Origin of the sequence: Caulobacter sp. S45, assembly GCF_903642205.1 — a bacterium.
Classification (GTDB): domain Bacteria; phylum Pseudomonadota; class Alphaproteobacteria; order Caulobacterales; family Caulobacteraceae; genus CAHJWH01.
This window is the reverse complement of sequence record NZ_CAHJWH010000105.1, coordinates 1-11,604: the sequence shown is the minus strand read 5'-3', so window position 1 is coordinate 11,604 and position 11,604 is coordinate 1. Positions and strand designations below refer to the sequence as shown.

The 11,604-nt window shown below is 68.8% G+C and carries 13 protein-coding genes and 1 pseudogene; 8 read left to right on the top strand and 6 right to left on the bottom strand.

The genetic code is table 11. The features are described 5' to 3' along the window. From alr to HUV06_RS10930, 8 genes are all read left to right on the top strand, one after another. A partial coding sequence (gene alr / locus HUV06_RS10965; RefSeq protein WP_174301307.1) for an alanine racemase occupies positions 1-1,030 on the top strand: 1,030 nt, incomplete at its 5' end. Continuing rightward, on the top strand, positions 1,027-1,794 hold the full coding sequence (locus HUV06_RS10960; RefSeq protein ID WP_174301306.1) for an ABC transporter permease: 768 nt from the start codon (positions 1,027-1,029) through the stop codon (positions 1,792-1,794). The genes alr and HUV06_RS10960, both read left to right, overlap by 4 nt. Then, on the top strand, positions 1,791-2,567 hold the full coding sequence (locus HUV06_RS10955) for an ABC transporter ATP-binding protein (protein WP_174301305.1): 777 nt from the start codon (positions 1,791-1,793) through the stop codon (positions 2,565-2,567). Before HUV06_RS10960 ends, HUV06_RS10955 begins: the two co-directional genes overlap by 4 nt. Positions 2,568-2,629: 62 nt before the next feature. Beyond that, positions 2,630-3,637 carry an LLM class flavin-dependent oxidoreductase gene (locus HUV06_RS10950; RefSeq protein WP_174301304.1) on the top strand — a complete coding sequence of 336 codons (1,008 nt, stop codon included), beginning with the start codon at positions 2,630-2,632 and terminating at the stop codon, positions 3,635-3,637. Next, complete coding sequence (locus HUV06_RS10945) at positions 3,634-3,810, top strand: DUF2256 domain-containing protein (protein WP_174301303.1); 177 nt, start codon at positions 3,634-3,636, stop codon at positions 3,808-3,810. Before HUV06_RS10950 ends, HUV06_RS10945 begins: the two co-directional genes overlap by 4 nt. Next, positions 3,807-5,651: an ABC transporter ATP-binding protein/permease gene (locus HUV06_RS10940; RefSeq protein ID WP_254601060.1), complete on the top strand. Its 1,845-nt coding sequence runs from the start codon at positions 3,807-3,809 to the stop codon at positions 5,649-5,651. Before HUV06_RS10945 ends, HUV06_RS10940 begins: the two co-directional genes overlap by 4 nt. A 120-nt stretch (positions 5,652-5,771) precedes the next feature. Beyond that, complete coding sequence (locus HUV06_RS10935) at positions 5,772-6,449, top strand: class I SAM-dependent methyltransferase (RefSeq protein ID WP_174301302.1); 678 nt, start codon at positions 5,772-5,774, stop codon at positions 6,447-6,449. A gap of 138 nt (positions 6,450-6,587) precedes the next feature. Continuing rightward, positions 6,588-6,842, top strand: a complete 255-nt coding sequence (locus tag HUV06_RS10930; RefSeq protein WP_174301301.1) for a GCG_CRPN prefix-to-repeats domain-containing protein — start codon at positions 6,588-6,590, stop codon at positions 6,840-6,842. Positions 6,843-6,899: 57 nt separating this feature from the next. Here the strand turns inward: HUV06_RS10930 and HUV06_RS10925 are convergent, their stop codons facing one another. From HUV06_RS10925 to HUV06_RS10900, 6 genes and pseudogenes are all read right to left on the bottom strand, one after another. Continuing rightward, positions 6,900-7,316, bottom strand: a complete 417-nt coding sequence (locus HUV06_RS10925; RefSeq protein WP_174301300.1) for a hypothetical protein — start codon at positions 7,314-7,316, stop codon at positions 6,900-6,902. Between the two features lie 195 nt (positions 7,317-7,511). After that, positions 7,512-8,711, bottom strand: a complete 1,200-nt coding sequence (gene sucC / locus HUV06_RS10920) for an ADP-forming succinate--CoA ligase subunit beta (protein WP_174301299.1) — start codon at positions 8,709-8,711, stop codon at positions 7,512-7,514. Positions 8,712-8,898: 187 nt separating this feature from the next. Then, on the bottom strand, positions 8,899-9,984 hold the full coding sequence (gene fba / locus HUV06_RS10915; RefSeq protein ID WP_174301298.1) for a class II fructose-bisphosphate aldolase: 1,086 nt from the start codon (positions 9,982-9,984) through the stop codon (positions 8,899-8,901). Positions 9,985-10,094: 110 nt separating this feature from the next. Then, positions 10,095-10,697, bottom strand: coding sequence for a recombination mediator RecR (gene recR, locus HUV06_RS10910; protein ID WP_174301297.1), 603 nt, complete (start codon positions 10,695-10,697; stop codon positions 10,095-10,097). A 34-nt stretch (positions 10,698-10,731) separates the two neighbouring features. Further along, the gene (locus tag HUV06_RS10905) at positions 10,732-11,070 is read right to left on the bottom strand and encodes a YbaB/EbfC family nucleoid-associated protein (RefSeq protein ID WP_174301296.1); all 339 of its coding nucleotides are present in this window, start codon (positions 11,068-11,070) and stop codon (positions 10,732-10,734) included. 35 nt (positions 11,071-11,105) lie between these two features. Next, positions 11,106-11,604: pseudogene (locus HUV06_RS10900) on the bottom strand (DNA polymerase III subunit gamma/tau); the annotation flags it as partial.

The following is an 11,604-nucleotide window of genomic DNA, read 5'->3' as shown; positions in this document are numbered from 1 at the left end:
GCGGGAGGCCGGTCGCGCAGAGGTCGCGCCGGTGGTGAAGGCCGACGCCTATGGGCTGGGCCTCGGGCCCGTGGCGCGGCGGCTGTGGAGCGAAGGTGCACGCCGCTTCTTCACCGCCCGGCTGTCCGAAGGCGTGGCGCTGCGCGCCGCGCTCGGCCCGGCGCGGCCGGCGGCGATCTGCGTTCTGGACGGCTGCACCGACGATGACGCGCCGCATATGGTCGCCCACGAGCTCACGCCCGTGCTGAACAGCCTGCCTCAGGTGCGGGAATGGACCGCTCATGCCCGCACTCTCGGGCGCACTCTGTCGGGCGTCCTGCACGTCGACACCGGCCTGAACCGTCTCGGCCTGCGTCCGGAGGAGGCGCGCGCCCTGTCCCAGACCAGCGACGGCTTGCGAGGCGTCGAGCTGGAGGTGGTGATGAGCCACCTCGCCTGCGCCGACCCCGAGGTCGCGGCCATGGACGTCGAGCAGGCGGCGCGGTTCGAAGCGATCACCGCTCTGTTCCCGCAGGCGCGCACGAGCCTGGGCGCGTCGGCCGGACTTTTCCTGGGACCGCGGTTCCGCGGCCAAGTGGTGCGTCCGGGTATCGCGCTGTACGGCGGCGGGCCGTTCCAAATGCCGGACTCGCGCCTACGTCCGGTGGCCACCCTGGACGCGCCGATCCTGCAGGTCCGCAGCGTCGCGCCGGGCGAGAGCGTCGGCTACGGCGCCGCCTATCGCGCCGAGCGGGCCCTGCGCGTGGCGGTGGTGGGTCTGGGCTATGCCGACGGCGTCTTGCGCGCCTCGGAACGGCCACGCTATGGATGGTTCGCGGGCGCTAAGCGCGCCGTCCTCGGCCGGATATCTATGGACCTGATCGCCTTGGACGTCACCGGGTGCGAGGCGTGGCCCGGCGCGCGGGTCGAGCTGTTCGGTCCGAACCTGCCGGTGGACGAGGCCGCCGCCGACGCGGGCACCATCGCCTTCGAGCTGTTGTCCAACGTCGCGCCCCGGGTTCAACGGGTTCATCTGGGCGCGCAGGGATGAACCCGATCCGCGCCATCGGGGCGTCCAGCTTCGACCTGCTTCAGTCCGCGGGCCGATTGGCCATTTTCGCCGTCCGCGGGGTGACGGCCGCCGTCACGCCCCCCTTCTTCGGCCGCCAGCTGGTCCGCCAGCTCTACGCCATCGGCTACTTCTCCCTGCCGGTGGTCGGCCTGACGGCGGTGTTCACCGGCGCCGCCCTGGCGCTCAACATCTACACTGGCGGAGCGCGCTTCAACGCCGAGCAGATCATGCCCCAGATCGTGGCGCTGGGCATCACCCGCGAGCTGGGCCCCGTGCTCGCCGCCCTGATGCTGGCCGGCCGCGTCTCCGCCGCCATCGCCGCAGAGATTGGCGCCATGCGCGCCACCGAGCAGATCGACGCGCTGCAGACCTTGTCCACCGATCCTTACCGCTACCTGATCGGGCCGCGCCTGACCGCAGGCGTGCTGACCTTGCCGCTGCTGACGCTCACAGGTGACATCATCGGCATCGCTGGCGGGTGGCTGGTCGCGGTGGCGTCGCTGAAGTTCAACGGCACGATCTACATCGCCAACACCTGGAATTTCCTCCAGCCCTGGGACGTGATCTCGGGCCTGGTCAAGTCGGCGGTGTTCGGCTTCATCGTGGCGCTGATGGGCTGCTACCACGGTTTCAACAGTCATGGAGGCGCCCGAGGCGTAGGCCGCGCCACCACCAACGCCGTGGTCTCGGCGGCCGTGCTGGTGTTCGCCACCGACTACATCATGACGAGCCTGCTCAGGTGAGCCCCGTCTCGACCGCCGCACCCAAGCTGGAGCTGCGCGGCGTCACCAAGACCTTCGAGGGCCGGCGCGTGCTCGACGGTGTGGACATCGCGATCCAGCCCGGCCGCTCCCTGGTGATCATCGGCGCGTCCGGCCAGGGAAAATCTGTCACCCTGAAGATAGCGGTGGGCCTGATGCGGCCGGACGCCGGCCAGGTGTTCATGGACGGCGACGACATGACCGAGCTGACCACCGCCGAGCGCTCGCGCCTGCACGGCAAGCTGGGCATGCTGTTCCAGGGCTCCGCGCTGTTCGACAGCCTGAAGGTCTGGCAGAACGTCGGCTTCCGCCTGGCCAACGCCGACAGGCTGCCCCGCAAGGAGGCCCGCGACCGCGCCATCGAGGCCCTGGGCCGCGTCGGCCTGCCGAGCGATGTCGCCGACCGATACCCGGCCGAGATCTCCGGCGGCATGCAGAAGCGGGTGGGGCTGGCCCGCGCGGTCGTCGCGCACCCGGAGATCCTGTTCTTCGACGAGCCGACCACGGGGCTCGATCCCATCACCTCGGACGTCATCAACGACCTGATCATGGAGGAGGTGCGCCGGCTGGGCTGCACCGCCGTCTCCATCACCCACGACATGGCCTCCGCCAGGAAGATCGGCGATGAAATCGCCATGCTCCATGGTGGCAAGATCGTCTGGCGCGGTCCTGCCAGGTCCATCGACGACGCCGACAACGCCTACGTGCAGCAGTTCATCAACGGGCGGGCGCGCGGGCCGATAACCTGCATCTAAGCTCTTCCACCTGAGGGAGGGGAGCCTATCGCAACCGCCTCCGATCGCCCCATATTAGCCGTATGACGCCGCTTTCCGTCCTCGACCTCTCCGCTGTCGCTGAGGGCTCCACCGCCGGCGAAGCGCTGCGGAACTCCATCGAGCTCGCCGTCCACGCCGAGCGCTGCGGCTATCGCCGTTACTGGATGGCGGAGCACCACAACATGGCGGGCATCGCCAGCGCCGCCACCGCCGTGGCGTTGGCGCACGCGGCCGAAGCCACCTCCACCATTCGCATCGGCGCAGGTGGAATCATGCTGCCGAACCACGCGCCCCTGGTGATCGCCGAGCAGTTCGGCACGCTGGCCGCGCTTCATCCCGGCCGCATCGACCTGGGCGTCGGCCGCGCTCCGGGCTCGGACCAGGTCACCGCCCGCGCGCTCCGCCGCACCCTGGCCGGCGACGTGGACGACTTCCCCCAGGACGTGTTGGAGCTGATGGCCTATTTCGAGCCCTCCCAGCCCGGCCAACTGGTTCGCGCAACGCCGGGCGACGGCCTGCGCGTACCGGTCTGGATTCTGGGATCGAGCCTTTACGGCGCTCAGCTGGCGGCGGCGCTCGGCCTGCCCTACGCTTTCGCCAGCCACTTCGCGCCGAACGCCATGATGCAGGCGCTGGACATCTACCGCACCCGCTTCCGGCCCTCCCAGCACCTCGACAAGCCCTACGCCATGCTGGGCCTCAGCGTCATCGCCGCCGACACCGATGCCGAGGCGGCGCGCCTGGCCACCTCGCAGCAGCAGGCGTTCGCCCGCCTGCGCGCCGGTCGCCCCGGCAAGCTCCCGCCGCCGGTGGACGACATCGAGGCGGTGATCACGCCCATGGAGCGCGCCCAGGTCGACCATGCGCTCAGCTGCGCAGTGGTCGGCGGGCCTGAGACGGTGCGCGCCGGGCTGCAGGCCTTCGCCGCCCGCACCGGGGCCGACGAGCTGATGGTGACCGCGCAGATCTTCGATCATTCAGCCCGGCTGCGCTCGTTTGAGATCGCTGCGGAGGCGGCAAAGCTGGACGCCCTGAAGGCCGCCGCGTGAGGAAGAAGGCCGACCTGCCGTCCAAGCCCTGCGCCGCCTGCGGCCGCCCGTTCACCTGGCGGAAGAAGTGGGCCAAGGTGTGGGACGAGGTGCTCTACTGCTCTGATCGCTGCCGCGGGGACGCCAGGCGCGTGCGACACAACCCGCCGCGCCCCGCTGGGGCCAACCCTTGAGGCACTGGGCCTCCGCCGCCGTGCGCGACGGCAACACCGCCCTGGTCGAGGCGAGCGCCTCCGATCAGCTCAGGGCGCTCCGAACGCTGGGCCCCTACCTCTGGCCTAAAGGCGAAGCAGCCCTGCGCGCCCGGGTGGTGCTGGCCCTGGCCCTGGTGCTCGCCGCCAAGCTGTTCAACGTGGCGATCCCGCTCCTGCTGAAGCGCGCGGTGGACGCGCTGTCGCCGCACGGTCACGGCGCCCTGATCGCTGCGCCGCTCGGCCTCGTCGCCGCCTACGGACTGGCGCGGATCGGCAGCCAGGGCTCGGGCGAGCTGCGCGACATGGTGTTCTCGCCGGTGGTGCAGCGGGCGGTGCGCAATACCGCCATCGCCACCCTGAACCGCCTGCACGGCCTGTCGCTCCGCTTCCACCTCGACCGCCAGACCGGCGGCGTCAGCCGGGTGATGGACCGGGGCCTGTCGGCGGTGGAGAGCCTGCTCGGCCTCACCCTGTTCAACATCGCGCCGATCCTGCTGGAGGTGACGCTGGTCAGCGCCATCCTGTGGCGCCTGTTCAATCCCTTGTTCGCCGGCACGGTGATCGCGGTGATCCTTGGCTACGCGACCTTCACCTTCGCGGTCACGGCGCGCAGGGTGGCGCTGCGGCGCGAGATGAACCGGCAGGACAATCTGGCCGGGTCGATCGCCGTCGACAGCCTGATCAACTATGAGACGGTGAAGTATTTCGGCGCCGAGCAGGTGGAGGTCGCCCGCTACGACGCCGCCAAGCGCGACTATGAGCGTTCCTCGGTGCGCAACCAGGCGACGCTGTCCGGCCTGAACGTCGGCCAGAACCTGATCATGTCGGCAGGCCTGGTCGTCGTCATGATGCTGGCGGCGAGCGGCGTGGCGCGTGGCCGAATGACCGTCGGCGACTTCGTCCTGGTCAACGCCTACCTGCTGCAGCTCTATCAGCCCCTGAACGTGCTGGGCGTGGTCTATCGCAGCCTGAAGCAGTCGCTGGTGGACTACGAGCAGATGAACCGCCTGCTGCAGACCCTCCCCGAGGTTCAGGACCGCGCGGGCGCTAAAGCCCTCCGCAATCCTGGCGGCGAGATCGTCTTCCACGACGTGGGCTTCGCCTACGAGCCGCGCCGGACCATTCTGCAGGACGTGTCCTTCCGTGTCGCGCCAGGCCACAAGGTGGCGCTGGTGGGTTCGAGCGGCGCGGGTAAGTCGACCCTCGCGCGGCTGCTGTTCCGGTTCTACGACGTGAGTTCGGGCGGCGTGAGCATCGGCGGCGAAGACCTGCGCGACGTGACCCAGGCCAGCCTGCGCTCGGCCATCGGCGTGGTGCCCCAGGACACGGTGCTGTTCAATGACACCATCCTCTACAACATCGCCTATGGTCGGCCCGACGCCTCGCGGAAGGAGGTGGAAGCCGCCGCCCGCGCCGCGCGCCTGCACGACTTCGTCTCCGCCCTGCCCGACGGTTACGGTACCCGCGTGGGCGAGCGCGGCCTGAAGCTCTCGGGCGGCGAGAAGCAGCGGGTCGCCATCGCCCGGGTGATCCTGAAGCGCCCGAAGATCCTGATTTTCGACGAGGCCACCAGCGCGCTCGACACCCACACTGAACAGGCCATTCAGGAGAGCCTCTCGCGCCTGGCCGAGGGGCACACCAGCCTGGTCATCGCCCACCGCCTGTCGACGGTGACCGACGCCGACGAGATCCTGGTGCTTGAGCACGGCCGGGTCGTGGAGCGCGGGACGCACGAGGGCCTGCTGGCCCGGCGCGGCGCCTACGCCGCCATGTGGTCGCGCCAGCAGAGGGTGGCGGACATCGAGCTGATCGAGGCGTAAGCTGCGTCGCCGAACGTGTGGAGCTGCATCCCAGCCGCCTGATTCAGCCGCCCCCAACCGGTGTTCGAACGGCCTCCGTCTTGCAGGTCCGAGGTCCTGATCTCTTTCGGGGACGAACCCATGAACTTCATCCATGCACTTCAGGACCATGGAAACCCCAACTCCCTCGCCATGCGGTTCCGCCGCGCGAGGTCGGCCAAGGTCCGGCAGCTGATCGAGACGATCCATGCGGAGCGGGGGGCCTGCCGCATCCTCGATCTCGGCGGGGAGCCGGGCTACTGGAGCCTGTTCGATCGCGGCTTCCTGGAGGCCAAGGGCGTCAGCATCCTGTTGGTCAACCCGACCCCGCAGGTCGTGGATGATCCCATGTTCGAGACCCTGACGGCCGATGCCTGTGAGCTTCCGCAGATCGAGTCGGGCCGCTTCGACCTCGTGCATTCCAACTCGGTTATCGAGCACGTGGGCGATTGGCGCCGCTGCGAGGCGTTCGCCGCGGAGGTGCGCCGGCTGGCGCCGAGATACTACATCCAGACGCCGTACTTCTATTTCCCAATAGAACCCCACTTCTCCGAGCCCTTCTTCCACTGGCGCTCCGAGCAGGCCAGGGCCCGCCTGCTGCTCAGGAAGGGGCGAGGCTGGTTCTCGCGCAAGGCGCAGGATCTGGGTGAGGCGATGCGCGTCGTCCAGCACGCCCGCCTGCTGGACAAGACACAGTTCAAGTTCCTCTTTCCTGACGCCGACCACGTGGACGAGAGGGTGATCACGCTCACCAAGTCCCTCATCGCCATCCGCGGGTGACATTGCGGCTCGCCTTGCGCAGCGCGCCGCTTTGACACAGCCGGCGGCCACCGGCGAACCAAGACGGGGAATGGGCGTTGCTCATGCACCTGGCGCTGTAGGAGTTGACTGCCGGGGGGTCATCTTGGAGATATGTTGATGAAGAAGATGATGTTGGGGGCCCTGGTTGCAGGCGCCACCCTGGCTGCAGTGTCGTCGGCCCAGGCCGCCGGAGGCTGTGGTCCCGGCTTCCACCGCGGACCTTATGGCGGCTGCCGCCCGAACTATGGACGTGGACCGCTAATCGTCGCCGGACCGGCCCTGGGCGTATTCTATCCGGGTCGGGGATACTGGGATGGTCGCCGCTATTGGGGCAACCGCTATCGCTACAACGGCGGCTGGCGCTACCGCTGAGTGGACGTTTCGAGCGGAGGCGGCCCAACTCGGCGCCGCACCGCTCGTTTCAGCCCCTCAACCCCAGGCGAAGAGGAACTCCAGCAGGGCCTTCAGCCGATGGCTGCCGACGACGAACATAACCGTCTTGCGGCCCCAGCCGGTCATGCCGCCCAGGGCATAGCCGCCGGTCCGCTGGGCCTCTTCGGCCAGCAGCGCGTTGATCTCCTGAAGGGTGAAGCGGGCGTCTGCGGGACGCACCCTGCGGTCATAAAGATCTAATGGGCAGAACCAGATTGGGTCATGCCGAAAGTTCTCGATCAGCCAGCGATCATACTGGGGATCAAGCCGCCAGACTGGCGTGGACCCGCTCAGGACCGCCGCGGGGCGAACCTTCAAGGCCAGTTCGATGGTCGAGAGCGGACGCAGCGAGTCGTTCGCGGGCCGAAGCAGCATCTCCGCTTGGCCGGTCGTCGTCCTGGGCGTTCGGTCCACCAGGATGGTCTACCGCCTGAGGGTGAGGATTTGACCAACGCGAGTTCCCCCTGTCGGCCATCCTGGAGACCGGCCACGCCATAACCGCCTCGCCTAAACGCTGCGCCTAGTCGGGATCGGACCCCTGCTTCAGGCGCCCCGAGATGCGGCGAGCCGCCTGGCCGATTCCACTGCACCTCCGGTGTGCCTGTAGGGTCAGGCCGCCTTGCGGACCGCGGATACGATCTTTTCGGCTGCGTCGGAGAGATCGTTCGCTGCGATCACGTCCAGGCCGGATTGGTTCAGGATGTCCTTGCCCTGCTGCACGTTTGTGCCTTCCAGGCGCACCACCAGCGGCACTTTCAGACCCACTTCCTTCACCGCGGCGATGACTCCCTCGGCGATGATGTCGCAACGCATGATGCCGCCGAAGATGTTGACCAGGATGCCCTTCACATTGGGATCGGCGGTGATGATCTTGAAGGCCGCCGTCACCTTCTCCTTGTTGGCCCCGCCGCCCACGTCCAGGAAGTTGGCGGGCTCGGCGCCGTACAGCTTGATGATGTCCATGGTGGCCATGGCGAGGCCCGCTCCGTTCACCATGCAGCCGATCTCGCCATCCAGCGCGATGTAGGACAGGTCGTGGCGGGAAGCCTCGATCTCCTTCGCGTCCTCCTCCGACTTGTCGCGGAGTTCCACGATATCCTTTTGACGGAACAAGGCGTTGGCGTCGAAGCTGACCTTGGCGTCGAGCACGCGCAGCTGCTGGTCGCCGGTGATGATCAGCGGGTTGACCTCCAGCATGTCCATGTCCTTGGCCAAGAAGGCCGCGTAGAGCTGGCTGAGCAGCTTTGCGCCCTGCCTGGCCAGGTCGCCCTTCAGGTCCAGGGCCTCGGCCAGGGCGCGGCCGTGGTGCGGGAAGACGCCGGTGGCGGGGTCGATCTGGATGGTGATGATCTTCTCAGGGGTGTGGGCGGCCACCTCCTCGATGTCCATGCCGCCTTCGGTGGAGGCGACCACGGCCACGCGGCTGGTCTCCCGGTCCACCAGCAGCGACAGGTAGAGTTCCTTGGCGATGTCGGCGCCCTCCTCGATGTAGAGGCGGTTGACCTGGCGGCCGTGGGGACCGGTCTGGTGGGTGACGAGCACGCGGCCGAGCATCTCCTCGGCGGATGCGCGCACGTCCTCCACTGACTTCACCACCCGCACGCCGCCCTTGGCCTCGGGGCCGAGACCCTCGAACCTGCCCTTGCCGCGGCCGCCAGCGTGGATCTGCGACTTCACCACGAAGACCGGGCCGCCGAGCTTGCGTGCGGCCTCCTCGGCTTCCTGCGGCGTGAACGCGGCGAAGCCCTGGGGCACAGGCGCGCCAAATTCCTTGAGGACGGCCTTGGCCTGGTGTTCGTGGATATTCATCAGACCCGCTTTAATAGGCTGCCAAAGTCACTGCGCTTATAGGAAGCCGGCCAGACCGACGCAATCCGAAGCGAGCGACCCGCGTTCGGCCGTCTGGCGCCTCACCCAAAGACCGACAAGTCACGACATCGGCTGCGACCAGGAAAAGGTAGTGGAGCCAAGCTGATCCTATAGAGTCCAAAGCGCCCTATTCCGCCGCCATCTGGCTCAAGTCGAACTTCGGCGACAGCTCGCCCGAGGTATAGCGCTTGGCCATGGCAGACAGCGGCAAGGCCTTGATCCGGCTGGCGTGCCCCGCCGTGCCGAACTCCTGGAAGCGCTGCTCCACCACCTTGCGCATGGCCTCCATGGCGGGCTTCAGGTACTTGCGGGGGTCGAACTCGCCGGGGTTCTCGGTGAGCACCTTGCGGATGGCGCCGGTCATGGCCATCCGGTTGTCGGTGTCGATGTTGATCTTGCGCACGCCGTGCTTGATGCCGCGCTGGATCTCCTCCACCGGCACGCCCCAGGTCTGGGGCATCACTCCGCCGAACCTGTTGATCACGTCCTGCAGGTCCTGGGGCACGCTGGAGGAGCCGTGCATGACAAGGTGGGTGTTTGGCAGGCGGCGGTGGATCTCCTCGATCACGCCCATGGCCAGTACGTCGCCATCGGGCTTTCGAGTGAACTTGTAGGCGCCGTGGGAGGTGCCCATGGCGATGGCGAGGGCGTCCACCTCGGTCTCGCGCACGAACTCCACCGCCTGGTCGGGGTCGGTGAGCAGCTGGGCGTGATCGAGCCTGCCCTCGAAGCCGTGGCCGTCCTCGGCCTCGCCCATGCCGGTCTCCAGCGAACCAAGCACGCCGAGCTCGCCCTCCACCGAAGCGCCGACCCAGTGGGCCATCTTCGTCACGTCACGGGTGACGGCGACGTTGTAGTCGTAGCTGGCCGGGGTCTTGGCGTCGGCCTCCAGAGAGCCGTCCATCATCACGCTGGTGAAGCCGTGCTGGATGGCGGTGGCGCAGGTGGCTTCGTCGTTGCCGTGGTCCTGGTGCATGCAGATCGGGATGTGCGGATAGATGTCGATCAGGGCGTCGATCATCTTGGCCAGCATGATGTCGTTGGCGTACTGCCGCGCGCCGCGGCTGGCCTGGATGATCACCGGACTGTCGGTCCTGGCGGCGGCCTCAAGGATCGCCAAGCCCTGTTCCATGTTGTTGATGTTGAAGGCGGGCACGCCGTAGCTGTGCTCGGCCGCATGGTCGAGCAGTTGCCTGAGGGTGATGCGCGCCATGGTCGTCCCTTCGTAAGCGTTTCGGATGGGTTTCCAGCTAGCCTAGCGTGGCGCCGAGGCAAAGGCGATTCCGCCCTGCGGCGAGGACGGTTCAGTAAGCGGGCCGTCGCCTAGGCGGGACGGCGCGCCCTGAGCGCCTGGGCTATGGTGCCGTCGTCGAGCCAGTCGAGTTCGCCGCCCACCGGCACCCCTCGGGCGAGCGAGGTGACCTCCACGTCGGCCCCGCCCAGCCGCTCGTGCAGGTAGTGGGCTGTGGTCTGACCGTCGACGGTGGCCGGCAGCGCCAGGATCACCTCGCGCACGTCCGGATCGCCCGCGCGCGACACCAGCTCGTCCACCCGCAGCGCCTGCGGCCCCACCCCATCGAGCGCCGACAGCAGGCCGCCCAGCACGTGGTAGCGGCCGCGGAACGCCCCGCCGCGCTCCATGGCCCACAGCGCGCCGACCTCCTCCACCACGCAGATCAGCGCGCCGTCGCGCTCGGGGGCGGCGCAGACCGTGCAGGGATCGGCGGTGTCGAGCGCGCCGCAGGTGGAGCAGGGCCTCACCCGGGCCGACGCGTCCGTCATGGCGCGGGCGAGCGGGTCCAGCAGCTGTTCGCGCCGCTTGAGCAGTGCGAGCGCCGCGCGGCGCGCCGAGCGCGGACCCATGCCGGGCAGGCGCCCCAGCAGCTGGATCAGCCGCTCGATCTCGGGGCCGGCCGAGGAGGCCACTAGCCTGCCCGCGCCCGGCCCCGGTCGGGTGGGCTCAAGGCTTGAGGCCCGGGAAGCCTCCCATGCCGCCGGCCAGCCCTGCCAGAGGGCCCATGGCCTCTTGCATCAGGCGCGCCTGTTCGGCGTCGAGCTTGCGCTTGGCGTCGGCATGGGCGGCGACCAGCAGGTCGCAGACCATCTCGGCCTCGCCGGGCGACAGCAGGCTCTCGTCCAGCGCTACGGCGGCGAGGTCGCCCGAGCCCTTCAGGGTGACCTTCACCAGGCCGCCGCCGGCCTGTCCCTGCACCGTCGTCTCCGCCAGCCGGGCCTGGGCGTCCTGCAGCTTCTGCTGCAGGCCCTGGGCCTGCTGCATCATCTGGCCGAAGTCTTTCATGCTGGTTCACTTTCGTTCTGGCTGCGCCTGCAGTGCTAGTTCTCGGTCGGCGCGTCGTCGCCCAGGGCTTCGGGCGCGTCCGCCTCCAGCCGGCGCACGCCGACGATCTCGGCGCCTGGGAAGGCCTCCTTCATGGCCACCACGAACGGGTCGGCCTCCAGGCGGGCGCGTTGCTCGTCGTCCTGGCGGCGCTGGCGGTCGCGCACGCTCTCGGCGCCGCCGACCTTCAGGTCCATCATCCAGCGCTGGCCGGTCCATTCGCGCAGCCGTCCGGAAAGCCGCTGGGACAGGTTGGCGGGCGCGCCCGGCGCGGGCTCGAAGCTGATCACGCCGGGCTTGAAGTCCACCAGCCGCACGAACCGCTCCACGTCGAGCTTCAGGGTCACGTCGCGCTTGGCGTCGATCAGGGCGACCACGTCCTCGAAGGTCTGCAGCAGGGCCGCGCCTTCGGGGTGCGCGACGGGCCGGAGGCTCGCCTGCACCGCGCCGCCGGCCGCGATCGCGCGAGCGCCGCCGCCCCCTCCTGACGGGGTG